We start from the raw sequence: 24,343 nt of genomic DNA, 5'->3' as shown, positions 1-24,343 counted from the left end.
TAATTGTCGACCTCCACGTCGACGGGTTTGTCGTCGGCGACCAGCTCGATCAGCTCGCTGTCCACGTCGACTTCGACGGGTATCAACTCGCTGTCGACGGGCCTCAGTTCGACCGATAGCACGGTGGCGTCGCTGTCGACTTCGACGTCGACGGGTCTGTCGTCAGCGACCAGCTCGATCAGCTCGCTGTCCACGTCGACCTCGACGGGCATCAACTCGTTGTCGACGGGCCTCAGCTCGACCGACAGCACGGTGGCCTCGTTGTCGACCTCGACGTCGACGGGTCTCTCGTCGGCGACCAGTTCGATCAACTCGCTGTCGACGGGCCTCAGCTCGACCGATAGCTCGGTCGCTTCGCTGTCGACCTCGACGTCGACGGGTCTGTCGTCGGCGACCAGCTCGATCAGCTCGCTGTCCACGTCGACTTCGACCGGCATCAACTCGCTGTCCACGGGCCTCAGCTCGACCGATAGCACGGTGGCGTCGCTGTCGACCTCCACGTCGACCGGTCTCTCGTCGGCAACCAGCTCGATCGGCTCGTTGTCCACGTCGACTTCGACGGGTATCAACTCGTTGTCGACGGGCCTCAGCTCGACCAACAGTTCGGTCGCCTCGCTCTCGACCTCCACGTCGACTGGCCTCTCGTCGGCAACCAGCTCGATCAGCTCGTTGTCCACGTCGACGTCGACGGGTATCAACTCGTTGTCCACGGGCCTCAGCTCGACCGATAGCACGGTGGCTTCGCTGTCGACTTCGACGTCGACGATCGGAAGCTCGCTGTCCACCGGCCTGTCCACGACGAACAGCAACGTGGCATCCCTGTCGACGGTGGTCTCGGCGACACGCACGCATTACTACAGCGTGAACGACAACGGCGTTCAGCAGGCCAACTACGCGAACGACGGTGCAACCGGCATCAACGCCATGGCAGCCGGCACCAGCGCGACGGCAAGCGGCGGTGCGGCGACAGCGATCGGCAACGCAGCCAACGCAGCAGGCACGCAGAGCGTCGCGGTGGGCAATAGCTCGACGGCGTCCGCGGCTTCGAGCGTGGCGATCGGCGACAGCAACACGGTGTCGGCTGCGGCGGGCCCAGGCTCGATCGCCGGCGGTCACAACTCGACGGTCGTTTCCGGCACGGGTGCGATTGCATTGGGTGAAGGTCAGACGGCCAACGGTAGCGGAGCGGTCGCCCTTGGCGATCCGAACACGGCGACCGGAAACGGTGCGATCGCGGTCGGCGCGAACAACACGGCGACCGGCGACGGCGCCCTGGCGATCGGCAATACGAACACGGCGCAAGGCACGGGTTCGGTTGCGCTGGGCCAGAACTCGGTGGCGGGGACGGCGGGAGCGACGACCGGAAGCGTGGCGATCGGCAATGGCGCGACCGCCACAGCGAATCCGGGTGACGTTGCGCTGGGTTCCGGGTCGATTACCTCGGCACCGAATCCGGTTGCCAGCGGCATCGTGGCCGGGAACGTATACACCTATGCCGGCGCCAACCCGACCAGTGTGGTCAGCGTCGGTGCGCCGGGAGCCGAACGCCAGATCACCAACGTCGCTGCCGGCCGGGTGAGTGCGACGAGCACGGATGCGGTCAATGGCTCGCAACTGAACGCGACCAATCTCGCGGTCGGTAGCTTGTCGACGGGGTTGTCGACGACGAACAGCAACGTCGCCTCGCTGTCCACGTCGACCTCCAGCGCGGTTAGTTCGCTGTCGACGGGGTTGAGCACGACCAACAGCAGCGTGACCTCGCTGTCGACGTCGATGTCGAGCTCGGTTGGCTCGCTGTCGACCGGGTTGAGCACGACGAACAGCTCGGTCATTTCCCTGTCGACGGGACTTTCCGTAACCGACAGCAATCTTGCATCGCTGTCGACGAGCGTCAGCTCGGCCGTCGGTACGGCCACCTCGCTCTCGACGTTGGTTACGTCAGCGCGCACGCACTACTACAGCGTGAACGACAACGGGACCCAACAGGGCAACTACAGCAACGATGGAGCGACCGGTGTCAACGCGATGGCGGCCGGGGTCAACGCGACGGCATCGGGCGCGAATGCCACGGCGGTCGGCGCCAGTGCGAACGCTTCCGGAGACGGTGCAACGGTGATCGGCGCGAATGCGTTGGGCAGCGGCAAGAACAGCGTCGCACTCGGCTCCGGCGCGAACGCCACCGCGCCGAATTCGGTCGCGCTCGGTGCGGGTTCGATCGCAGGCGAGGCGAACACGGTCTCGGTCGGTGCGCCGAACAGCGAACGCCGCATCACCAATGTCGGACCGGGCGTCAACCCGACCGATGCCGTGAACGTGTCGCAGCTCAATGCGGTGCAGGGGTCGATCAATACGGTGGCGCGGACGGCCTACGCGGGTGTTGCGGGCGCAACCGCGTTGACGATGATTCCGGACGTCGACCTGGGCAAGACGATCTCCGTCGGCATCGGTACCGCGACCTATCAAGGCTACGGTGCTGTCGCGCTCGGATTCACCGCCCGGATTACCGAGAACCTGAAACTCAAGGGCGGGGTCGGGGCCAGTAGCGCGGGTCGCACCTACGGCGTTGGATTGGGCTACCAGTGGTAACGCGATCGGCGGGGCCGGGCATGGCTCGGTTCCCGTCGATCGTGCGAACGATCGGGAATCGCCAAAAAACGACATGAAACATGAGGTACGACATGTATAAGGCAATGTTCTGCATTGCGGCGCTGGCTACCCTGGCGGGCTGCTCGTCATCATCCGGACCGACCTTCAGCGCGTGGTCGGTCGATCGGCAGGACGGGCAAAAAACCTATCGGGTAAGTTGCTACGGACTGCTTGAAGGATCGGGAACCTGCTACAGCAAGGCGCGTGAGATCTGTCGCGATCAGCCGATGCGACCGGTCCAGGATGACGCGCCGCTCGGATCCACGACGTCGGACGGCAAGCCGAACACCCGTCTTCTGACATTCCAGTGTGGCGCGCCTGCGGCGACGCCGGCCCCGGTACCAGTCCCAGCCCCCGCGCCGGTCGTTCGATCGGCGCCGCGGCAGATGACGTTGTCGGGCGATGCGAATTTCGAAACCGACAAGGCCTCGCTCACACCGGTCGCGATCGGACAACTCGACAAACTGATCTCGGATGCGAAGGGCATGACCTTCGGTACGGTCGGCGTCAATGGCTACACCGACAGCGTCGGCTCGGGCGAATACAACCTCCGCCTGTCCGAGCAGCGTGCGCAAACGGTCGCGCGCTATCTGCGATCGCATGGGCTGAACGCGAAGCAGTTCGAGGCACACGGATATGGCAAAGCCAATCCTGTTGCAACGAACGGAACGGCCGCCGGTCGTGCGCAGAATCGCCGCGTCGAGATCGTGTTGCAGCAGAACTGATGTACTGCCCCGGGCTGGATTGGTTCCCGGACGAATCCTCGTGCGTTCCGGCGAATGTTTGGGGCTTGAGGACCGGATTTCTTCGGTCCGGTCCTCCTTTTTATTCCATACCGACGAGACGAGGGCGTCGGTGCTCGGGCGTTACCGGTTGCCGCAACGGTGACACCCGATTCCGTCGGAGGCTGGAGTAGCGGCATCGCTGTAGAAATTGTTTCGAGAAAAAAACACGAGGACGCCCCAAGAGGGCGAGACGAAACACGATGCGTATTGGAATTTCATTGGCCACCCGGCCAGGCCACACCATTTGGGACAGTGGACTGGGGCAGAACGTATTTTTCCTGGCCAAGCTGCTGCGTGCACTGCCGGCAGTTCGAGATGTGGTCCTGCTCAATTGCGGCTTCGAGCCGAGAATGCCGGCGGACGCCGTAGCGCTGATGCCGGACCTGAAGATGTTGCGTCCGGACGAAGCAACGGAACTGGTCGACGTCGTGATCGAAATGAGCGGCGGGCTCGATGTCGCATGGCTCGACCATCTCCGCGCGCGCGGCAAGAAGGTCGTCTATCTGTGTTGTGAACAACCGTATGTCGGGTTGATCGAGCCGAGCATCTTTCAGCGCGGCGGATATGGCGCGCGCGCCGATCGATGCGACGAGGTCTGGATACTCCCGAAAGACCGTGTCTTCGGACCGATGCTGGAAACGCTACATCGGTGCCCGGTTCATGAAGTGCCGTTCCTGTGGGATCCAATGTTCGTCGATCATCGCGCGAACGCACTCAATGCCGCGGGACAGCACTTCGGATACGTACCGGCGGCGGCACCGCATGCTGCGCCGCGGGGGCTGCGGGTGGCGATCTTCGAGCCCAATATTTCCGTCGTGAAGTGTTGCATGGTGCCAATGCTGATCTGTGACGCGGCGTTTCGCGCAGCGCCAGACGCGATCGCCGAGATGCGGGTCTTCAATGGTGCTCATCTCGAACAGCATCCAACCTTCTCGTTCATGCGAAACGGGCTGGATCTGCATCGCGAGAGGCGCGTCTACGTCGACCATCAGCACGATTTTTCGGACTACATGAGTCGGTCATCCGATACGGTTGTCGCGCATCAGTGGCAGAACGATCAGAACATCCCGTATCTGGATGCGCTTTATCGCGGATACCCGTTGATTCACAACTCGGCCTGGCTGCGCGAATTCGGCTACTACTACCCGGAATTCGACGTGTCGGCAGGTGCCCGCGCGCTCATCCGCGCGGCGCGGCAGCATGACGCGGATCATGCCGACTATGTGCGCGGCGCGCGCACATTCCTGGCCGGACTGCATCCGCACTCGCCGGAAAACGGCGCGCGCTACTTCCAGCAGTTGCTGAACGTGACCGCGTGCGGCCGCGGCAGGGGGGCGTGATGTCCCGTCCGATACGAGTGAAGGTCGGCGTCACGATTTTTCTGCGGACCGGCCAGCAATCGATCTGGGAGAACGGCATCTTCCAGAACGTCTATTTCCTCGCGATGCTGCTCAGGCGCTCGCCGTTCGTCGACGAGGTATATCTGGTCAACGGCGGCGATGGAAACCCGACCGAAGCAGCTTCGTTCCTCGCGCTATCGCCTGCGCCGGTGATCGATCTCGATGTCGCGCGAGAGAAACTCGACGTGGTCATCGAATTGAGCGCGCAGTTGGATCCCGACTGGGCGCGCGGATTTCGTGATCGCGGCGGTCGCGTGATCGGCATGCGCGTCGCCAACGATTACGTCATCGACATCGAACGGATGATGTTCGGCAGGCCCCATGGGCTGCTGCTGTCGGGTACGCCGTACAGCGCGGTCTGGACGCTGCCGGCTTTCGAGAAGACGTGCAGCGGCTACTACGAGGCTGGCTCGCGGGCGCCCGTACACGTGATGCAGCACCTGTGGAGCCCGGTGCTGCTGGAGCAATCGATGAAGGGCTCGGGCGTTGACGGAGCGCTGGACTACGTGCCCGGGCGTTCTCGCTGGCGCGTTGCCGTGCTTGAGCCGAACATCTGCATGGTCAAGACCGCGCATCTCGCGATGCTGATCGCCGATCTCGCACATCGACAAGACCCTCGATTCATCGATTACCTGCGCGTCTTCAATGCGATGACGCTGAAGGAGGATGTGGCGTTTGTCGGCTTCGCCCTTGGCCTCGACTTGACACGGCAGGGGCGCGCCAGTTTCGAGCCGAGGTTGCCGGTGTACGAGATATTGCCCGCCCAGGCCGACGCGATCGTGTCGCATCAGTGGGAAAACGCGCAGAACTATCTGTACTACGAGGCACTGTACGGCGGCTTTCCGCTGATTCACAACTCGACGCTGTTGGGGAATTGCGGGTATCGCTATGACGGTTTCGATTGTCGAGAAGGCGCGCTTGCGTTGCGTCGCGCGTACGCGGAGCACGACCTGCAACTCGAGAACTACCGCCGCAACGCGCGGACTTTCCTGGCGTCGCTGGCCCCGGAACTGCCCGCGAACGTCGAGCAGTACACCGCGGCGATCGAGTCGGTTTTCAGTGGAGGGTGATGCACATGGCCGCCCGCATGTTCTCTACTCAGGTTGCCGTCGCGCTCGCCGCGTTGGGGGGCGCGATTGCAGCACTCGCGCAGCCGGTGCCTGCCGTGCCGCCAGCCGCAGTGCCCGTCACGGTCCTTGCACATGCCGCCCAGGAAATCGGCATTCGTCGCTGTTACGACGCTGTCGCACAGGTGTCGGCGCGCGTGTTCGATCACGCGCACCGGGCCGATGTGCTGCTCGACTGGCAGCGCACGAATCCCGACATCGGGCCGTTCTTTTCGATGTCGGGCATCGAATTCCCGACATCGTCGGCGCTGTTGTCGCTGGTTACGGTTCCGGGCGTCACCGGCGGCTGCTCGGTATTGGCCGAGCGGATTTCCAGCGCACCGCTGTCCTGTGCGCAGGTTGCACGCACTGAATTGACCGGGTATCACGCCACCCCACTCGTCAAATCCGTCATGGTCTATACCGATTCGTCCCACCCGCGCGAAACGGTCGTTCTCGTCGATACGCCGCCTTCCTGCCTGATCCTGCGCCGTCAGGTGCAATTCCAGTGGGGGGCCGCGCAATGAACCCGACAACGTCGGCTCGTCTTGGGCGTGCGGAGCGATCCCTGCGCATCGGTATCACGATCGGCCTGCAGGATGAGGCTGAAAGCCTGTGGGTCAATGGCATCAAGCAGAACGCGTTGTATCTGATGCGCGTATTCCAGCATTCGCCGTCGCGCCATCGGGTGATGCTGGTCAACACGACGTCGGTCGCGATTACGTCGAGACTGCCGTGGGACATCGAGCGCTACCCGGTCGGGCGCTTCGAGGACGTCAAGGATGATCTCGACGTGCTGATCGAGCTGGGTGGTCAGATCAATGCCGACCAGACCGGATATCTGAAGGCGCGCGGCACCAGGCTCGTCAGTTATTGCTGCGGCCCGGAGTTCGTGCAGATGATGGAGGCGATGATCTTCGATCGCCGGATGTGTGATTCCGTATTTATTAACCAGCGTTACGACGAGGTGTGGGTGATTCCGCAGGTGGTCGAGACGAGCTGGCATTTCTTCAAGACGTTGCGCCGGTGTCCCGTCCGGGAAGTGCCGTTCGTCTGGGATCCGATGTGCATAGAGGCACGTGCGCGCGATCTGCCCAACGGCGGCGAATACCGGCCGGCCAGCGGGCCGCGGAGGCTGTCGGTGATGGAGGCGAACATCGACGTGCTCAAGTTCTGCCTGTATCCGATGCTGATCGTCGAAAACGCCTATCGTCTCGTGGGCAGCGAAATCGGCCATCTTCATGTGACGAACGCGCAGCATCTGGCGCTGCATCGTCCCGAATTCATCGGCGTTGCGAAGTACCTGGATATCGTGCGCGACCACAAGGCAAGCTTCGTCGGTCTGTTCGAAACGCCACGATTTCTTGCCGAGCATACCGACATCGTCGTGTCCCATCAGTGGGGGCTCGCGCTGAACTATTTCTATTTCGACGTGTGCTGGATGGGCTATCCGTTCGTGCACAACGCGCATTTATGCAGCGACCTGGGCTACTACTACCCCGGCCAGGACGTCGACGAAGGCGCGCGTCAGCTCGTACAGGCGATTCGAAATCACGACCATGGATGGGAGGAGTATCGGGCGCGCCAAAGAAAATGCATCGGGCGCTTCTTGACGACTGACGCCCGGGTGGTTGCGTGCTACGACGAACTGTTGCTTCGAGTGAGCGGAATCGATCGCTCGACGGAGGAGACATCATGAGCCGCTATCAGACTCTGCTTGAACGATACGAAAAGCTGAAGAGCGAAATCGAGCGCGAACGTGCGATAGAAAAGGACCGTCTGGAGAATCTCGTGGCCGCGCGTGTGCGTGCGGTGCTCCAGGAGTTCGGATTCGACTTCGAAGTGGTACCGCGTAAGACACGTGGGCTCGACAGAAGCAAGCGGCCCGTGCCGAAATACTGGAATCCGGCGACGGGGCAGACATGGAGCGGACGAGGGCGGCCTCCGGTCTGGATGATCGGGGAGGATCGCGAACGATACCGGATTCCCGGTTCCGGCGACGAGCAGGGGGACGATCCCGAATGCGAGTCGAATTGACCAGACGGAAAGCCTTTGCGACGCGTATACAACCGGGAAGAACAATGACGACACATGAATCCCTTTCGGCACGGATCAACAGACTGCTCGACCGGGGCGACCTGATCGGTGCTTCGCGACTCTTCGATGAGCTCGCCGCGCGAAACTCGTCCGATCCGCCGCTTCTTGTCGCCGGGAGCCGGATCATGCGCATGCGTGGCCGCAGCGCCGACGCCGATGCGCTCATTGGATGCGCGTTGGTGCTGGATCCCGACTATGGACCGGCGTGGGTCGAACGTGCGAGGCAGGCTGCCGCTTTGGAAGACTGGGCTCACGCAAGCAGGTGGTATGCACGGGCCTATCAGAATGGGGGGGAGGGTGAGCCGTGGATTATCGAATGGATCGAATTGCTGGCTCGGCAACCGGACGAAACGAGCGCGATCGACTTGGCCGAGCGCTTCTGTGAGGCGGCACCGCATAGCGCGTCGGGATGGTTTCATCTCGGATTGCTGCATCAGCGTGCAAGACGGCACCGGGAAGCGTTGGCAGCGTACGCGCGCGCAGAGCGGCTCGATCCGGCGATGCCGATGCTGCAAAACAATATTGCGGCTGCGCACATCGAACTCGGCGAGTTGTCGCGAGCTCAACCCTTGCTCGACGCACTGGTCGCCCGTGAACCGTCGAATGCGCTGGCATGGAACAACCTGTCGCTCGTCCTGCTCGAGCAGCATGATCTCGTCGGCAGTGAAGTTGCGTCCGAGCGCGCCTGCGCATTGGCACCCGACTATCCGGTCGCGCTGCTCACCTATGTTCAGGTGCTGAAAGAGAGGCAACAGTGGGGTGCGGCGCTGAACGCGATTCACCGCGCACATCAGTTTGATCCGAATAATCCGTCGATCATCTGGGCAATGGCGATGTTGCAATTGCTGCAGGGCGATTACGTGCAGGGATGGGCGAACCACGAGGCCCGTTGGCTTGGATCACCGGAGCTGCGAGACGTGTCGCCGAATCCGCCCGCGCCGCGGTGGACGGGCGAGTCGCTGGACGGAAAAACATTGTTTGTCTGGGGCGAGCAGGGAAACGGCGACGCGATCCAGTTCATGCGCTTCGTGCCGCAACTCGCGGAACGTGTTCGTGCAGAAGGCGGCAAGCTCGTGTACTGCTGTTTCGCACAATTCCTGCCGCTCTTCAGTCGGACCCTCGAGGGCATCGTCGACACGATCGTGCCGCACGACGTATCGGCACTACCCGTATTCGATTTCGAACTGCCGCTTGCCAGCCTGCCTCGGGCGCTCGGTATCACGATCGACCGATTGCCCGGTGCGCCGCATTATTTGCGGCCGGATCCGGGCAAGGTCGAGCGTTGGCGCGGCCGCTGGGCGCACGACGGTCGGTTGCGTGTCGGGCTGGTATGGAGTGGAAACCGGACGCATCGACGCAATCCTCTGCGTTCGATCGAGCCGCTCGCCTATGCGAACGCATTCAAGGACATCGACGGAATCGAGTTCGTCAATCTGCAACTGGACGCATCCGATGAGCTGGGCGCGATGCGCGAAGCGGGGATGGTCGTCACCGACCCGACCGCCGAACTGCGTTCATATGACGATACGGCCGCGTTGCTTTCGACGCTGGATCTCGTGATTACGGTTTGCACGTCGGTGGCGCACCTGGCGGGCGCGCTAGGCGTGCCGACCTGGCTGCTGCTCGACGTCAATCCGCACTGGATATGGATGACGGAGCGCACGGACAGCCCATGGTATCCGAGCTTGACGCTATATCGTCAGGCAGAGTACCGGCAGTGGGCGCCGGTCATCGAACGGGTGGCGGCCGACCTCCGGCACCTCTCCGAAGGCAGACGAGGCGGATTGCGGGCGCGCGATGCAGGAACGTCGATTGACGAACCGCGGATGCGGCCGGAAACAAGGGGGACGAGATCGCCGTGGTTCGGCGTACGTCGCGCGGTGCGTGGTGGTTGATCGCGCGACCTCGAATCGTGCGCCATTTGGTTTCATGAACCGGGTGAGAATGATCTGGATGCCTGATCGATCGAGCCGAAAAATAGATCGTAATTTTACTAATCGCCATGAGAATTGCCATCCTCGATGACGATCCGCTGCAAACGGAATTCGTCAACAAGACGCTGTCGGCCGAAGGTCACACCTGCTACGAATTCACGAGGAGCAGGGCGCTGATGAGGCGTCTCCAACGTGAGACGTTTGATCTGTTGGTGCTCGACTGGAACGTTCCAGACGTGTCCGGAGAGGAAGTGTTGAGATGGGTGCGCATGAAGCCGTACGGAGCAAGGCTGCCGATCCTCTTCATGACTTGCCGGAGCGAGGAAGACGGTATTGCACATATCCTCAATGCCGGCGCGGACGATTACGTCGTCAAGCCTGTGTCGGGCACGATCCTGCGCGCGCGCATCGCCTCGCTGTTGCGCAGAACATATTCGATCGACGCGGAGACTGCGATGCGAGAATTCGACCAGTTTCGTTTCGACATGCACCAGCAGCAGGCGTATGTCGGCGATACGGCCGTGTCCCTGACGCAGAAGGAGTTCGATCTCGCATTGCTGTTGTTCCAGTTCTTCGATCGGCCGCTATCGCGCGCACACATTATCGACATCGTCTGGCATCAGGTGACCGACGTCTCGTCGAGAACGATCGACACACACATGTCTTCGTTACGAACGAAGCTCGGCCTGCGACCGGAATGCGGTTATCGGCTTACGTCACTCTATGGATATGGATATCGACTGGAGCGGACAATTCAAATGAAACCCCGTTGAGCGTCGCTTCGGGAGCGTGGCGAGGGGACAGCTCATGAAGGACCAGCGGGGGCAGCAGCTACTCGAATTTCATGTGCGGGAAAAAATCCGCAGCAACACGAGTTGCTGCGGGTTCAACTTGGAGAAAACGCCCGCGACGCTTCTCGCACTTCCACGTCGCGCACCAAAGCGCATGACTTCGGTGGGTTGATTATCCGGCAGCGCGATCGGGATATCCAGATCGGAAGGTAAGCGTGACGATGTTTGACAGTCCGATGCTCGCGTGCAACAGGCCTGTTTGGAAGCGCAATTGTCTTTGCTAACATCGGCTCCGCCTTGTCCGGTTCATTCCTGGTTCATCGAATAACCTAATTAATCTGGAGACCTTACCACTATGAAAAAATCGCTCATCGCGTTGGCGTCCGTCGCGGCATTTTCCAGTCTCGCGCACGCCCAAAGCTCCGTAACGCTGTACGGCATTATTGACGAAGGGCTGAGCTATACGAACAACGTCGCGGTGGTCGGCACGAATGGTGTCGTGACGCGCGGCAATGTGTTTGCCTTGCAGAGCGGCGTGCTGCAGGGCAGCCGATGGGGGCTCAAGGGTACCGAAGATCTCGGCGGCGGCATGAAGGCCGTTTTCCAGTTGGAGAACGGGTTCAATGCCAGCAACGGCGCCCTGGGTCAAGGCGGCCGCATGTTCGGTCGTCAGGCGTATGTCGGCCTGTCGTCGGCGAACGCCGGCACGGTTACTTTGGGTCGCCAGTACGATTCGGTCGTCGATTACCTCGGACCGATGACCGCCAACGGCAATTGGGCCGGCGCGTTCTTCTCGCATCCGTTCGATAACGACAATACGGACAACTCGTTCCGCATCAACAACTCGATCAAGTACACGAGTGCGAATTACGGCGGCTTCCAGTTCGGCGGCTTGTACGGGTTCAGCAATTCGACCCAGTTCTCGAACAATCGCGCCTGGAGCGTCGGTGCACGCTATTCGAACGGACCGTTCACGGTCGCCGCGGCCTATCTCGATCTGAAGAATGGGGCGACGATCAATGCGGCCGGCGCGCAGACCGACGGTATTCCGTTTGCGGGTTTGTTGAGCGGCCTCGCCAGTGCCGCGACCGGGAAGGCCGTCACCGTCGCCTTTGCGAATCAGCGGACGGGCGGAATCGGGGCGAGCTATGCAGTCGGTCCGGCAACCTTGGGCGTGATGGCGAGCGAATCGCTGATGCAGACCCCGACGGCGTATGCTCGATTCCTGAACGTGGAAGGCAATGTGCAGTATTTCGCGACGCCTGCGCTGGCGTTCGGAGCGATGTACGACTACACGCGCCTGACGCTTAGTGCAAACGGTGGCCGGGAAGGCGGGAATTTTCATACGGTCGGCCTGATGACCGACTACTTCCTGTCCAAGCGCACCGATCTGTACGCGCAGGCGGTCTATCAGAAGGGTTCCAGCGGGACGGACGGCCTCGTTGGCGTCATGGGCGCCGGCGGGTATTCCACGGGAACTTCGCAGGTCGCCGCACGTCTCGGTATCCGCCACAAGTTCTGATCGGGATGGAGGCGCGATGGGTTGATCGCGTCTTGTCGTCCATGGCCCTGATGCGCATCTCGTGCATCAGGGCTTTTTCTTGTGCATGACGACAACAACGCTCGCAGGATCAAATCGAACGGCCCCGCGATTCCGGCAGCGCGAACGTGCCGGCGACGGCAATGAGGCCCGCGGCGCACATGTACCACGCCGGCATGATCGAATTTCCGGTGACTTTGATCAGCCAGGTGACCATGAATTGCGCGGAGCCGCCGAATACCGTGACGCTGAGCGCATAAGCGATCGACAACCCGGTTGCACGTATGCGCTGGGGCAGCATTTCGGGTATGCCGATAATGACCGCCGCTCCGCTCATCGATGAAAGCAGCGTCAGCAAACCCGTCGAGGCCAGCAACGATCCGAGCGATGGCGCTTCGGTCATCCATAGAAACATCGGTACGGCGAGCAACGAAGCGATCAGGCGCGGCCAAAGCATCACGGGTTTGCGTCCCCATCGGTCCGTCATCCATCCGCCGAGGACGCTGAATACCAGTGTGAACAGCCCGTTGACGATCGTCGCGCTCATGGCCACCGCGGGCGACAGCTTCAGCGTGGATATCGCGAACGTGGTCATGAAATTGATCACGTAGGTTGCGATCGTGCCGCCAAGGATGGCCAGCATGCTGAGGACGATGACGTTTCGGTGCTGCTTGAGCCCCGCCAGTCCGGCTTCGTGCACAACGCGCGAATCACGCTGCAACGATTCCGGCAGATGCCGGCGCAGAAACAGCCCGATCGGCAAGAGCAGCAACCCCGCCGCGAACGGCACTCGCCATCCCCAGGCCTGTGTCTGCTCAGGCGTCAGGCACAGGATCACCGTCAACCCGATGACACCGGCAATGAGTACCGCCATGCCCTGGCTCGCGAGTTGCCAGCTGGTATAAAGGCCCCGGCGCGCCGGCGGGGCGATCTCGATCAAATAGGCAGTGGACGGCCCGACCTCGCCGCCGAGGGCGAGACCCTGCACGAGTCGGCATGCAACCACGACGACGGGAGCGGCCATGCCGATGGACGAGTAGGCCGGTGTGAGCGCGAGACCCAGGGTGCCGATGGAAATCAGTCCGATCGTCAGCAGCATGGCCGGCTTGCGTCCCGCACGGTCTGCAAACGCACCGATGAGAATGCCGCCCAATGGACGGGCAAGAAAGCCGACGCCAAATACCGCGACCGACAGCAACAGGCTTGCCGACGGCGTCGACGCGGGGAAAAAGGCCTTGCCGATATAAATCGCGAAGAACGCATAGGTGACGAAGTCGTAGAACTCCATCGCGTTGCCGGCGACCGTGGCCACGACGACCTTATTGCTGACTCGATGGGTGAGCAGCGGGGACGATACGGAATGGGTCATGGGGACTGTTTCGAAATGGATGAGGCTTGCGCGGCATGCCGTGACCGCATGTGTACGGAGCACAGGTGCAACCGGCTATATCGAAGTGGGAGTCAGGTGGGGTGGTTGGCTGTCTTTACGCTTGTTGCCCATCGAATTGTTGTAATGCTTCCCGGGTTACGTGATCGCAGCGACGCACGACGGAGTGCCGCATATTGGCGCGGCTCCGCATTCCAGACGCGTTCGAGCGGTGGCACCCGCAAACGATATGCCGGACAGCGGCAGCTCCGTTTTGCGTCCCAGGCCCTTTGCCCGGTTGCAACCAAATACGTCGACGCCTTCCACTTTCATGGACGCCTGCATGCAGATCGGGCACTCGTACAAGGGCGCGCGACCGGCTGCGGCATTCGCGTTGCCCGGCATCGCGGCTTCGCCGCTTGTGTCGCGGGTGGATTTAAGCATGCGCTGCAGCGTTCGCTGATGAATCTTGAACCGCCGCGCGACGGCGGCTTCCGACTGATGCGTCAACAGTCCCCGAGCCTGTTCGAGTTTTTCTGCATCAAGTAGTGCCCGTCGCCCCGGCCTTTTGCCGCGCATGCGCGCAGCGGCGAGACCTGCCCGGGTTCGTTCGCTGATCAATGATCGCTCGAACTCGGCGAGTGCGGCGATCAGGTGAAACGTGAATCGGCCTGCCGACGATTGCGTATCGATCGCTTCGGTCAGCGAGACGACACGAACACCGGCCTGGTTCAATTCGCCGATGACTGAAACGAGGTGGCTAAGCGAGCGTCCGAGACGATCCAGCTTCCAGACCGTGAGAGTATCGCCGGGTTGCAGTGTCGCCAACGCTTGCTGCAGTCCCGGGCGGTCGGTCCGGGCACCGGAAATGCCCCGGTCGGAGAAAATCCTGTCGCAACCCGACTGCCGAAGTGCGTTCAATTGCAGGTCGAGGTGCTGTTCGTCCGTCGAGACCCGGGCGTAACCTACTTTCATTCGACATCCTGAATATTGTCTATCCGATACCGATCCGGGCTCATGATCGAGCGATGCCCCGCTAGCGCGGATGCCGCTCCCACTTGACGCCGTCTCCACCAGGATCCGGTACCGGATGCCCCGTTCCCATGCACACCAGAAACCGGACAGGGCCTTCAACCGTCATCGCAAGGCCCGTGGCGTACTCGAGATCTGTCCCCGGGAGCGATTCGTCGTGGTCTCCGTGTATTTCCCGAGGGTGAGACAAGCTTACGGTGAGGCAAAATTGACGTCCAATGCATTGTTTTGCGAAATATGATGAGTTTGAGTTATGGATAGCCCGTCATGACCCTCACCCAACTGAGGCATGTGATCCTGCTGGCCGAACTGAGCTCCTTCAGTCGTGCGGCCGATGCCGCGTTCTTGACCCAGCCCGCGCTGAGCCGCAGCATCCGCGCACTCGAAGAGGAGTTGGGCGGCGCTTTGTTCGATCGCATCGGTCATCGCATCGAAGCGACGCCGCTGGGACTGCTTGTCCTCGAGCAGGCCCGGGTGATTTGCGCCAACGTGGACGCGCTGACCGACTCCGCGGCTCAGATGGTCGAGGGATCGCTGGGTCGTCTATCGATCGGAATGGGGCCCGGCCCGGGCGCGATTCTGATGACGCCATTGCTGCTATACGTCACGGAACACCAGCCGAACCTGAAACTGCAGATCATGCGAACGGAGCCAGAGCAATTGCTGAAGGCATTGCGCGAACGTTCGCTCGACATCCTGATCGCGGATTCGCGGGCGATTCAGGCGGATCACGATCTCTCGGTCGAACCCATCGGTGTCATGAGAGGGGCGATCATGTGTCGTCAGGGGCATCCGATTCTGAAGGGCAACCTGCCGGCTACGTTGGCCGACCTCAAGCGCTTCCAGATCGCGAGTACGATCGTGCCCGAAGCGACGCGGCGTGCACTGATGGAACGATTCGGGCCGGACGGCCACCCGGACCGTCTGTTCAATCTGCAATGCGGGGAGCTGGGCAATCTGCTCGAATTGGCGCGCCTGAGCGATACCATCGTCATTGGCGTGCGTCACGCGGCGCCGGGGCTGGCAGAAATTCCGACTCAACCGGCATTGAACATCGACGCGCATTTTTCGTGGGTTTCGCTGAAGGGGCGCACGTTGCCCATGGCGTCGAAGGTCATCCGTCCGTTTATTGATGCCCGGCTGCGCGACCCTGATTGACCGGCTGGCCGCGAGATGTTCCGGATGCCGCGCCGGCAATGGCCCGATCGGGATCGCCGGTGCGTCTGTCGTCGCTGTCGCGGTCCGGGATCGGTCTTCGGGTTCGTTCGTCGGTAGTTCCATTTTCCGGGCGTTCTCTCGGCTTCCTGATGCATATCGTTGCGCCGGCCGTGCATTGCTTGCGGCGTTTGCCACCAAGAATCGGTCATTCGGCCCGAAACGTCACTAGACGAGGGGGATAGCCGAACGCGGATCGTTTATCCCGGCGAGATAGTCAGGCGCGTTGCAGGCCTTGCCGTTTCAATCCGTGGGCATCCTGTCGGAACGCATCGATTGCTCATACGTCCGTCCCTGTTCGAGGTCGTACTCCCCGCACCATCTCGCGACGACGAGCGGTGCAACGGCGTTTCCGAGAACATTCAGCGCGGTACGGCCCATGTCGACCAATCGATCGACGCCGGCGATCAACGCGAGGCCCTCGACGGGCAATCCGGCGCTCGACAGCGTAGCGTACAGAATGACGAAGATGAATCCGGGCACCGCCGCACCGCCTTTCGTGGTGATGGCCATTGTTATCGTTAGAACCAGTTGTTCCGACAGGCTGAGATGGATGCCGTAGAGCTGCGCGATGAATAGCGTGCTGATGCCGAGGTAGATCGACGGACCGTCGAGGTTGAACGAGTATCCGGTTGGAATCACGAACGTCGCGATGCGTGCCGGGACACCGTAGTCCTGCATCTTTTTCATCAGCTGCGGCAACACGGTCGCCGAACTGCAGGTTGAAAACGCGACGAGCAGTTCGCTGCGGATGATGCGCAGGATGGTCGTCAGTCGAAACCCGAACAGTCGTGCCGTGACGCCGAGTACGCAGACGGCAAACATCGCCATCGCAAAGTAGGCGACCGCGACGAGCCTGATCAGCGGAAGCAGCGAACCGAATCCGAATGTGGCCGTCGTCACGGCGATCAGCGCAAAAACGCCGACCGGCGCATATCGCATGACCATTCCGGTGACCCGGAACATGACTTCGGCGATGCCGCGGAACATGTCGACGACCGGTTTCCTAGCATGCTCGGGTACGGATTGCAGCCCGGTCCCGAACAGGACGGCGAAGAAGATGATCGGGAGAAGGTCGCCTTTCGCCATCGAACCGACGATGTTGTCGGGGACGATGCCGAGAAGCAGGTTCAGGAATCCGCGGCTTTCATGCAGCGTTTGCGCCACCCCGTGGATCGTGTCGACACCCGTCCGCGACAACTGCGACATGTCGATGCCGCCGCCGGGCTGCAAAATGTTACCGAATACGAGGCCCAGAACGATGGCGATGGTCGTGGTGACTTCGAAGTAGATGACGGTCTTGATGCCGATTCGGCCCAGCGTCCTGCCATTTCCGGTTCCCGCGATGCCGACCACCATGTTCGTGAACACGATCGGCACGACGATCAGGCGAATCAGCTTGATGAATATTTCGCCGGCGGGCTGAAGATAGCGCGTAATGATTTCCTGTCGGTACTCGGGGAAACGATTGAGCAATAGCCCGGCAGCGATACCGAGCGCGAGGCCGATGAAGATCTGGATCACCAGTCCGCTGCCCGGTGCATCGGGACGCGAATCGAGCGAACCGTCGATGATGGCACTCATGACGTCTCCGGATTGGGTGTCTTGAGATGGGTTGCGTGCGTCGCGTCGCGCGGAATGCGGGGCCGCCTCGCGAGGAGCGTGACCGGCACGCCAGTCTTCAGCGGCCGACATGCTGGGTCACGAGGCACGGCTTTCGCATGTGCCGCCGGCACGGGGAAGGCTTCTGGCGGGAAGGGGTTCGAGGTGCCTGGCATACCGGACGACGCGTCGTGCGAGGTTGTCGGTTGCGTCGATCATGGGGCGTGACAGCGGTAAGCCGGACAGCGTCAGCGGAATCTCGGTGCAACCGGCGATAACGACGTCGGCACCTGTATCGACGAGCGATTCGGCAAGCAAGCGCATCTGCTCCCGGGATCGGTCGGTGGCACGTCCCAGCTTGATGTGGTGGATCAACTGCATCAGGCATTCCTGTCGATGGTCCGTCAACAGGATCGGTTCGCAATCCAGACGACGCATTGCACGTTGGTAGAGGCAGGTTTCCAGGCAACCGCTGGTCGCCAGGATGCCAACGCGCCGCGTCGGCTCGGTCAGGCGGCAGGCCGCGTCGCAGGCTTCCTCGATGATGCTGACGAATGGAATCGAGACGGCTGCACGGATGTAGGCTTCGAATGCGTGTGCCGTATTCGAAGCCATGACGAGAAGCGTCGCGCCTGCGTGCTCGAGATGCCGTGCCATGTCGGCCAGTACCGGACCGGGGTTGGCGTCGGCGGAGAGCATGCGTTCGCTCATCGCGGCGATCGAGTGCTGCCGGTCGGGTATTTTCGGATTCGAGTCGAGCAGAACACGTAGATACTCACGCTCGTGTACGACCGGCGTCGCGGAAACGAGCTTGTTGACGAAATCGATATCAGCCAAAGGCCCCATGCCGCCGAGTACCCCGATGATCAATTCCGGCAATCCCGATGAATTTTGCATTGGCGTGTCCGTCAAAGTCGAAGCGACGAAGGAAGGCTAGCCGCCGCGACAAGCGAGCGCCAATGCCGCTTTTGGCGGTAACTATGCGAATCGGGAATAGTTTTTCTGGCAGGGATCGACGTGAAAACGGATGAGGGAACGACCGATGGAATTGAAGTGGCTGGAGGACTTTGTCGCCGTGGCGCGCCTGCAAAACTTTTCCAGCGCGGCCAGGACACGATATGCGACCCAACCGGCATTGAGCCGGCGCGTGAAGGCGCTGGAGAACTGGTATGGCGTTGCGCTGATTGATCGCAGTCGTTACCCGGTCGTGCTGACGGCGGCGGGCGAGCAGTTCCTGGATGTGGCGGAGCGCGTCATCGACGAGTTGTACGGCAGTCGCTCGCAAGCGCGCGGTTTGATTTCGGCGGCTGACCGGACGGTTCGATTCGTGATGCCACATTCGCTGGCGGGAGCATTTTTCCCTGGCTGGTGGGTCGATCAGGGACACGAAGAGGTGACGACGATGATCGCGACCGCAAACTTCGACGAGTGTGTCGAACTATTGCGCAGCGGCGCGAGTCAGCTTCTGATTTGCTGGCGAAGCACCGGCGTTGCCGACGATCTCGAGCGATACGGTATCCAAATCATTCGAATCGGACACGATCGACTGGTGCCGGTGGCCGGTTGCGATAGTGGCGGGAGGGTGCTCTACTCGCTGGATGCGGTGCCGGGAGGGCGCATTCCGATCCTGGGCTACAGCAGAATGTCGTTTCTGGGGCGTGTCACGCGCAATCTGTACGACCGGCTGGATATCGAGCGTCGAGCGACGCTTCATTTCGAGGCGGAACTGGTCGAGCCGTTGAAGGCCGTCGCGCTGCTCGGCGAGGGGATTGCCTGGCTTCCCGAGCTGACCATTGCCCGGGAGCTGCGATCGGGTTTGCTGAAAATCGTCGGCGACGATTCCTCTGTGGAACCGTTGAGCATCGAGCTTTGCCGAATTGCTTCGCAGAAGGGCAATCCAGACAGCGCGGTGGAGCGGATCTGGAACAATGCTGCATCCAGGGTCGACGAACTCGACTGATACGGAAGGATCAGATTGGGTGTCCTACGTAACGGCCAGCGGTAAGGTTACGAAGACTGGGGATCCGATCTGCGCGAGACAAGCCAGTGTGAGCGCCATTGATGTCACGCGTTCGCCGTTCGGCAGAAGCGGCTGGCGCGCCGGCACATCATTCCACCGGATAAGCGAGATCATGCCAGCGCTTCGCGGATTTTCCTCCGGAGCCGAGATGGCCGCCCGGAAACTGCATCATGGCGATAGCGTGGAGTGCCTTCTCGTCGAGATCCGGATCGCCGCAGCTCCGTCTGACCTTGAGGTCGCGGACACGCCCCTTTTCGTCGAGCCAAACGCGCACAAGTACTCGTCTTTGTGCCAGTTGCTGTTCCACTCCGCGGGACAACAGGCGATCCAATAGCGACACGATCCTCTCCGCAACACTCACGAAACACATCCCGGTCCAGGCTTCACGCGACGGCTTGCGCTCCCGGCGCCGATATCCCGACGTTTCCAGTGCCAACCCCGCATCCTGATCGCGGCTACCGTGGCGCTACCCGCGTCGCTAGTGTCGCGCGAGCCCGGTCAGCATCGTTTCCCAGATTTCCCGGTACACTGGATTGCTTGCTCCTTCGCCATGTCCCGGGTTCTTTCCTTCCGGATGGCGAACGGGTTTGCTCAGCGGGAATTGATGCGATGCCGGTATGCCCATCGCTCGATAAGATGCCGCAATCGCCGACGCGAACTTCTCGTCGACGTGGTAGGTCCCATACCAGCGTTCTGGCGGCGTTGCGCTCGGAGTGGAATACCATGACGCAATATCGTCATCGGAGCGCATGTCCCAACCGCCCGAGAAATCGATCACGCCGCCGATCGCGATACGTTTCGCGATGTAGGCCGCCATTCCACCTCCTTGCGACTGCCCGGACAGGACGATCGCACGCCAGTTCAACCGTGTGCCCGCGAGATACTGCTCCCAATGGTCGCCGGCATCGTGCGCTGCAAGATAGCGAATCAGGGCAGTCAAGCGATGAACGATGGCGTCTTGCGGCGCATCGTTGATCCGTGCGGTCGTGTCGTCGCCGAATGCGCGCTTCTGGCGTACCTGCTCGGCGCAGGCCGGGTCATTCGCCAGAACGCGCTTGGTACAGACCTGAGCGATCGCCGGTGTATCGATGTACGACAGAACGATGACCCGATAACCGTGGGCCAGCGCTGTCCCGATGAATGCCTGTTCGGTCTTCGCGGTTTTAGGGGTTTCCCCGCCGGTTCCGGGAATAAAGACCAGAAGCGGGCCCGGTGCGTCTCCCCGCACCGAATAAACGATGTACGGCTCGATGCCGGCGGAAATCGTGCCATCGGTATCGGACGGTCGCACGACCTGTCGATCGATTGCCGCCAAAGCGGGAGGCGCGACGGCGACGGCTAGCGCAACCGCCATGACCGCCCCGGTTCGTCTTTGCCACGGACACCGAATCTCTTTCAATCGCACTGTCTCACCTCATGAAGATCTCGCCCTGGCGGTGCAAGGCGTCACTGAACCGATGGAACCGAACGGCGATGGCTCGGTGATGTTGACCAGGATAAAACGCAAACGTGCCATTTAAGTTTGCTATTGAAATATGGCCCATCGATTTCCAGCGTTCTCTATCACATGGCGCATCGGTCCGGCGTCGGGGCACGCAAGGCTGTCGGCGAATCCGTGCTGTTGCCCGCTTGGCCGCCGATAGGCGACACTGGAAAAAAGAACCACCGGACCCGGGGAAGGTTCGGTGGTTGACTGGCACATCCGACTCGGACAAGCAACGATTGGGGTCATTGCAAGAACAAGCATACGTCTTGAATCAGGGGCCGACTGTCATGAATTGTCATGCTCGACTTCCATGACCGATCGCCATGATCAGGGCCTTGCTGTTTGGAAACGGTGAGCGTCGCCTTTGCCGTTCGCGTACACGTTGATGCAGGCGGAGGAGGGTAGCGCGGCTGCGACAATCAGCTTCTTCATTGTCATTACCCACGGTTCTCGTTTTGTTGTTCTTGTTCGCCGATGTGATTTGGCGCACTGGCGCGAAGCACCATAGACCCTTCGCATTGCGCGAGCCATACTGATTACGGTACCACGCAGCGGTGGATCGTCCTGCAGGGCAGGTTGATCGATGTTCTTCGCCGAAGCAATACTGGAATCTCGCGCGCAGCGAACGGAGCTCATCAAATGGCGAAGTATCCAGAGAAATCGATTGCTGCGGAGCAACTGAAGATCGTTTACAGCACCGTGACGTTGAGCGTGTCCGGCGGCACGCTCCTGGCTGCTACGCTCGCGATTTCGCTGAACCGACTGGGGCACCTCGATCCATTTGCCGGCCCCGCGTGGGTTGCGTACATTGCGGCCTGTTCCATCGTCCATGCCATTCTGGCCTGGCGCTATCTGCGCTCGGCGACGAAAGTGCGCCTTGGATCACGCTGGGCGGTGGCCTTCATTGCGTGCAGCGCGGCGGCTGGCATCGGCTGGGGCTGGTCGTCTATCCGGCTCGCATACGGAGGCGGGTTCGAGGTCGAGAGCCTTGCAGTGACCGCCACGCTCGGCGTGGTCGCAGGCGCGGTGCCGGTCTTCGGCACTTACTTCCCCGCGTTCCTTGCATTCCTGTTGCCGGCCACCGTTCCGTATGTCCTTGTCGCCGCGTTCTCGGCCAACCGGGTCCAGCAGGCGACCGCTCCCATGATGTTCCTGTTCATCTGTGTCATCGCCTATCTCGGATTGCTCGCCAACCGGAGCGCGACACAAAACATCCGCTTGCGCTTCCAGGCTGAACAGCTTGCGACCGATTTGCGTGCACGCAACGAAACCGCGAAGCAGCTTGCGGATGACCTGTTGCGCCAGAAGCAGATCGCTGAAGAAGCGAATCTGGCCAAATCGCGCTTTCTCGCGGCGGCGAGTCACGACCTGCGCCAACCGTCTCACGCGCTGAGTCTGCTGGTCGGTGCACTGCGCGGCGCGGCGACTTCTTCCGAAAGGGAGCGAATCCTTCTTCGGATCGAGCAGTCGACAGATACGCTGAACATGCTTTTTGGCGCTCTGCTCGACGTCTCCCGGCTCGACGCCGGAGTAATCGAGGTACACCGGCGGCCGTTCCAGCTCGATGCATTGCTGGCGCACGTATGCAACGACCACGTACTCGACGCGTCGGAAAAGAATCTTCGGCTGTCACGCGTACCGTGCCGAGCGATCGTCGATACCGATCCGGTGCTGCTCGAGCGTGTCGTGCGCAATCTCGTGTCGAATGCAATACGTTACACGGATGCAGGCCGGGTAGTAGTTGGCTGTCGCCGCCGGGGAACACGCATCGCGATTCAAGTATGGGACACGGGGCGGGGTATTCCACACGATCAGCTTGATCTGATATTTCAGGAGTATTACCAGATTGACAATCCCGAGCGTGATCGCGGTAAAGGCCTGGGATTGGGCCTCGCGATTGTACGTCGCATGGTTGACCTGATGGAGTGTGGTCTGACCGTCCGCTCGGAGCCCGGTCGAGGGTCGTGCTTCGAAGTGTGCCTGGACCGCTCCGACGAGATACCCCGGCAATTGAGCACGTCCCCGGAGATCACTCGCGATTTCATTCAAACCGGAGGGTTCGTCGTTATCGTGGATGACGAGCCCGCGATTCGGGAGGGGATGTCAAGGCTGCTCGGCATGTGGGGTTACGAGACGATTGCGGCGGATTCCGACGAAGATGCGGTCGAGCAGCTATCCGCGTATTCCAGGCTCCCGGATCTGATCGTCTGCGACTTCCGCCTCCGCGGCACCAACGGCCTGAAAGTCATCGAGCGACTACGCACCGAATACAACGCGGAAATTCCGGCGATGCTCATCAGCGGCGACACGGGCGCCGAACGGCTCGCCGAGGCGCATGCCAGCGGTTGCCTGCTACTGCACAAACCGATCCCGAATGGCAAGCTGCGTGCCGCGATTGGCAATCTCATCGCGGCCGGCGCGCGTGCGCGGGCAGGAGGCGATGAACGCTAGCCGGAACGCTTGCCCGGGTGCGGCGGATTTTTATTCTGCATCGTGCGACCGCCCCGCAGATCGGTCGCGCATGCATGTGCGCGCTTGCCTGCACGCGCCGGCAGATGACACCCAACGCAGCGCGGCTGACGACGAACGTCGTGGCAATACGCGATGAATCTGGCACCGCATTCGACACACCGAACGGTATCCAGTACGGCGCCGTCGATAAATCGCACCAGCATCCATGCGCGGGTCACTGTCGCAACCTCGCTCTGCAGCATCGGGAGGCGCGCGCCGAGCCGGATCAGAACAACCGCGTCCATCACCAGCTTCGCGTCGTCGGCCAGTTTCGATCGCTCGACGTTGCGGCTCATACAGTCTCCTCGGCGTCCGGCCTGCTGGTCGCGAGCGTCATGGCGACATGCAGGCGCACGATGTCGACGGGTGGCGTCGGCCGCATCAAGGTCCGCACTACATCATGCGTCCCCGGACGAGGTATGCAAAGCAACTGTCCTGACGACGCAAGGTCGATCATGTGCTTCATCGACAGCGAACTCAGCGCGGCGGCCATATCGGCCGTCAGGCCGAGGCGAAACATGCCTCTCGCGCGATCTTCCTGCAGCAAGCGTTGCGCGAGCCACAGATACGACATATTCAATTCCCATACTGCGTCGCCGGTATTGGCAATGCTCATGGCTTGCTCCAATTGCATCGAAGATAGAACCAAATCAATGTCGTTCAGGTTGATGAGCCTGAAATCGTCATCGCGTCATCCTTGACGATGAGTACCCGAATTGACTTCCAAGCAGTCGACTCGCATTAGGAACTAACGGGATTCAGTCTTGGCAATTTTCGAGAAAATGTAAACGCGACGTTGGGCTAACGAAGTG

Annotated in this window: 22 protein-coding genes; 13 read left to right on the top strand and 9 right to left on the bottom strand. The window is 61.4% G+C overall.

The window, feature by feature from the left end:
* On the bottom strand, positions 1–785 hold a 785-nt coding region (locus WS49_RS36360; protein WP_306453900.1), incomplete at its 3' end, for a hypothetical protein.
* On the opposite strand from WS49_RS36360, the gene WS49_RS09870 reads away from it, so the two are divergent.
* From WS49_RS09870 to WS49_RS09825, 10 genes are all read left to right on the top strand, one after another.
* Complete coding sequence (locus WS49_RS09870; RefSeq protein WP_306453899.1) at positions 736–2,586, top strand: YadA family autotransporter adhesin; 1,851 nt, start codon at positions 736–738, stop codon at positions 2,584–2,586. The two genes, WS49_RS36360 and WS49_RS09870, sit on opposite strands and share 50 nt — an antisense overlap.
* A gap of 92 nt (positions 2,587–2,678) precedes the next feature.
* On the top strand, positions 2,679–3,371 hold the full coding sequence (locus WS49_RS09865) for an OmpA family protein (RefSeq protein ID WP_059527161.1): 693 nt from the start codon (positions 2,679–2,681) through the stop codon (positions 3,369–3,371).
* 260 nt (positions 3,372–3,631) lie between these two features.
* The gene (locus WS49_RS09860; protein ID WP_059527158.1) at positions 3,632–4,771 is read left to right on the top strand and encodes a DUF2827 family protein; all 1,140 of its coding nucleotides are present in this window, start codon (positions 3,632–3,634) and stop codon (positions 4,769–4,771) included.
* On the top strand, positions 4,771–5,901 hold the full coding sequence (locus WS49_RS09855) for a DUF2827 domain-containing protein (protein WP_059527257.1): 1,131 nt from the start codon (positions 4,771–4,773) through the stop codon (positions 5,899–5,901). The genes WS49_RS09860 and WS49_RS09855 overlap by 1 nt, the downstream gene beginning before the upstream one ends.
* A gap of 5 nt (positions 5,902–5,906) precedes the next feature.
* On the top strand, positions 5,907–6,464 hold the full coding sequence (locus tag WS49_RS09850; RefSeq protein WP_063888588.1) for a hypothetical protein: 558 nt from the start codon (positions 5,907–5,909) through the stop codon (positions 6,462–6,464).
* Positions 6,461–7,636 (top strand): DUF2827 domain-containing protein, encoded by a 1,176-nt coding sequence (locus tag WS49_RS09845; protein ID WP_059527154.1) that lies wholly within the window; start codon positions 6,461–6,463, stop codon positions 7,634–7,636. Before WS49_RS09850 ends, WS49_RS09845 begins: the two co-directional genes overlap by 4 nt.
* Positions 7,633–7,974: an H-NS histone family protein gene (locus tag WS49_RS09840; protein ID WP_059527151.1), complete on the top strand. Its 342-nt coding sequence runs from the start codon at positions 7,633–7,635 to the stop codon at positions 7,972–7,974. Before WS49_RS09845 ends, WS49_RS09840 begins: the two co-directional genes overlap by 4 nt.
* A 44-nt stretch (positions 7,975–8,018) precedes the next feature.
* Positions 8,019–9,929, top strand: a complete 1,911-nt coding sequence (locus WS49_RS09835) for a tetratricopeptide repeat protein (RefSeq protein WP_156441375.1) — start codon at positions 8,019–8,021, stop codon at positions 9,927–9,929.
* 107 nt (positions 9,930–10,036) lie between these two features.
* Positions 10,037–10,741, top strand: a complete 705-nt coding sequence (locus WS49_RS09830; protein WP_059527148.1) for a response regulator transcription factor — start codon at positions 10,037–10,039, stop codon at positions 10,739–10,741.
* Between the two features lie 373 nt (positions 10,742–11,114).
* Positions 11,115–12,281 carry a porin gene (locus WS49_RS09825; protein WP_059527144.1) on the top strand — a complete coding sequence of 389 codons (1,167 nt, stop codon included), beginning with the start codon at positions 11,115–11,117 and terminating at the stop codon, positions 12,279–12,281.
* Between the two features lie 109 nt (positions 12,282–12,390).
* Here the strand turns inward: WS49_RS09825 and WS49_RS09820 are convergent, their stop codons facing one another.
* Positions 12,391–13,668: an MFS transporter gene (locus WS49_RS09820; protein WP_059527141.1), complete on the bottom strand. Its 1,278-nt coding sequence runs from the start codon at positions 13,666–13,668 to the stop codon at positions 12,391–12,393.
* 156 nt (positions 13,669–13,824) lie between these two features.
* Positions 13,825–14,640 carry a recombinase family protein gene (locus tag WS49_RS36355; RefSeq protein ID WP_063888585.1) on the bottom strand — a complete coding sequence of 272 codons (816 nt, stop codon included), beginning with the start codon at positions 14,638–14,640 and terminating at the stop codon, positions 13,825–13,827.
* 324 nt (positions 14,641–14,964) lie between these two features.
* Between WS49_RS36355 and WS49_RS09810 the strand changes: the two genes are divergently transcribed.
* Positions 14,965–15,855 (top strand): LysR family transcriptional regulator, encoded by an 891-nt coding sequence (locus WS49_RS09810; protein WP_059527139.1) that lies wholly within the window; start codon positions 14,965–14,967, stop codon positions 15,853–15,855.
* 300 nt (positions 15,856–16,155) lie between these two features.
* Here WS49_RS09810 and WS49_RS09805 read toward each other — a convergent pair whose 3' ends face one another.
* Both WS49_RS09805 and WS49_RS09800 read right to left on the bottom strand, forming a co-directional pair.
* Complete coding sequence (locus WS49_RS09805; RefSeq protein ID WP_059527136.1) at positions 16,156–17,496, bottom strand: cation:dicarboxylate symporter family transporter; 1,341 nt, start codon at positions 17,494–17,496, stop codon at positions 16,156–16,158.
* Between the two features lie 117 nt (positions 17,497–17,613).
* Positions 17,614–18,411, bottom strand: coding sequence for an aspartate/glutamate racemase family protein (locus WS49_RS09800; protein ID WP_063888584.1), 798 nt, complete (start codon positions 18,409–18,411; stop codon positions 17,614–17,616).
* Positions 18,412–18,556: 145 nt separating this feature from the next.
* Here WS49_RS09800 and WS49_RS09795 point away from each other — a divergent pair, with 145 nt between their 5' ends.
* Positions 18,557–19,474, top strand: coding sequence for a LysR family transcriptional regulator (locus WS49_RS09795; protein ID WP_059527132.1), 918 nt, complete (start codon positions 18,557–18,559; stop codon positions 19,472–19,474).
* A 148-nt stretch (positions 19,475–19,622) separates the two neighbouring features.
* On the opposite strand, the gene WS49_RS33340 is transcribed toward WS49_RS09795, so the two are convergent.
* Positions 19,623–19,970, bottom strand: coding sequence for an energy transducer TonB family protein (locus tag WS49_RS33340; RefSeq protein ID WP_156441374.1), 348 nt, complete (start codon positions 19,968–19,970; stop codon positions 19,623–19,625).
* Between the two features lie 42 nt (positions 19,971–20,012).
* Complete coding sequence (locus WS49_RS09785) at positions 20,013–20,888, bottom strand: BPSS1187 family protein (RefSeq protein WP_059527127.1); 876 nt, start codon at positions 20,886–20,888, stop codon at positions 20,013–20,015.
* Positions 20,889–21,659: 771 nt separating this feature from the next.
* Here WS49_RS09785 and WS49_RS09780 point away from each other — a divergent pair.
* Entirely contained in the window at positions 21,660–23,471 is a 1,812-nt protein-coding gene (locus WS49_RS09780; RefSeq protein WP_059527124.1) for an ATP-binding protein, read from the top strand.
* Here the strand turns inward: WS49_RS09780 and WS49_RS09775 are convergent.
* On the bottom strand, positions 23,468–23,827 hold the full coding sequence (locus tag WS49_RS09775; protein WP_059527121.1) for a FlhC family transcriptional regulator: 360 nt from the start codon (positions 23,825–23,827) through the stop codon (positions 23,468–23,470). The two genes, WS49_RS09780 and WS49_RS09775, sit on opposite strands and share 4 nt — an antisense overlap.
* Entirely contained in the window at positions 23,824–24,147 is a 324-nt protein-coding gene (locus WS49_RS09770) for a flagellar transcriptional regulator FlhD (protein ID WP_063888587.1), read from the bottom strand. Before WS49_RS09770 ends, WS49_RS09775 begins: the two co-directional genes overlap by 4 nt.
* Positions 24,148–24,343: the final 196 nt, after the last annotated feature.

It is taken from the genome of Burkholderia sp. RF7-non_BP4, assembly GCF_001521935.1.
GTDB classification, from domain to species: domain Bacteria; phylum Pseudomonadota; class Gammaproteobacteria; order Burkholderiales; family Burkholderiaceae; genus Burkholderia; species Burkholderia diffusa.
Note: the sequence above shows the minus strand (reverse complement) of the source record. Positions and strands in the feature narration are given on the sequence as shown.

Excerpts from the sequence above, each read along its gene's own strand:
- WS49_RS36355 (WP_063888585.1), bottom strand. The coding sequence starts at position 14,640 with ATGAAAGTAGGTTACGCCCGGGTCTCGACGGACGAACAGCACCTCGAC.
- WS49_RS09800 (WP_063888584.1), bottom strand. The coding sequence starts at position 18,411 with ATGCAAAATTCATCGGGATTGCCGGAATTGATCATCGGGGTACTCGGC.
- WS49_RS09845 (WP_059527154.1), top strand. The coding sequence starts at position 6,461 with ATGAACCCGACAACGTCGGCTCGTCTTGGGCGTGCGGAGCGATCCCTG.
- WS49_RS09830 (WP_059527148.1), top strand. The coding sequence starts at position 10,037 with ATGAGAATTGCCATCCTCGATGACGATCCGCTGCAAACGGAATTCGTC.
- WS49_RS09860 (WP_059527158.1), top strand. The coding sequence starts at position 3,632 with ATGCGTATTGGAATTTCATTGGCCACCCGGCCAGGCCACACCATTTGG.
- WS49_RS09795 (WP_059527132.1), top strand. The coding sequence starts at position 18,557 with ATGGAATTGAAGTGGCTGGAGGACTTTGTCGCCGTGGCGCGCCTGCAA.
- WS49_RS09810 (WP_059527139.1), top strand. The coding sequence starts at position 14,965 with ATGACCCTCACCCAACTGAGGCATGTGATCCTGCTGGCCGAACTGAGC.
- WS49_RS09850 (WP_063888588.1), top strand. The coding sequence starts at position 5,907 with ATGGCCGCCCGCATGTTCTCTACTCAGGTTGCCGTCGCGCTCGCCGCG.
- WS49_RS09865 (WP_059527161.1), top strand. The coding sequence starts at position 2,679 with ATGTATAAGGCAATGTTCTGCATTGCGGCGCTGGCTACCCTGGCGGGC.
- WS49_RS09780 (WP_059527124.1), top strand. The coding sequence starts at position 21,660 with ATGGCGAAGTATCCAGAGAAATCGATTGCTGCGGAGCAACTGAAGATC.
- WS49_RS09770 (WP_063888587.1), bottom strand. The coding sequence starts at position 24,147 with ATGAGCATTGCCAATACCGGCGACGCAGTATGGGAATTGAATATGTCG.
- WS49_RS09805 (WP_059527136.1), bottom strand. The coding sequence starts at position 17,496 with ATGAGTGCCATCATCGACGGTTCGCTCGATTCGCGTCCCGATGCACCG.
- WS49_RS09820 (WP_059527141.1), bottom strand. The coding sequence starts at position 13,668 with ATGACCCATTCCGTATCGTCCCCGCTGCTCACCCATCGAGTCAGCAAT.
- WS49_RS09835 (WP_156441375.1), top strand. The coding sequence starts at position 8,019 with ATGACGACACATGAATCCCTTTCGGCACGGATCAACAGACTGCTCGAC.
- WS49_RS09775 (WP_059527121.1), bottom strand. The coding sequence starts at position 23,827 with ATGAGCCGCAACGTCGAGCGATCGAAACTGGCCGACGACGCGAAGCTG.
- WS49_RS09840 (WP_059527151.1), top strand. The coding sequence starts at position 7,633 with ATGAGCCGCTATCAGACTCTGCTTGAACGATACGAAAAGCTGAAGAGC.
- WS49_RS09785 (WP_059527127.1), bottom strand. The coding sequence starts at position 20,888 with ATGGCGGTTGCGCTAGCCGTCGCCGTCGCGCCTCCCGCTTTGGCGGCA.
- WS49_RS09825 (WP_059527144.1), top strand. The coding sequence starts at position 11,115 with ATGAAAAAATCGCTCATCGCGTTGGCGTCCGTCGCGGCATTTTCCAGT.
- WS49_RS09855 (WP_059527257.1), top strand. The coding sequence starts at position 4,771 with ATGTCCCGTCCGATACGAGTGAAGGTCGGCGTCACGATTTTTCTGCGG.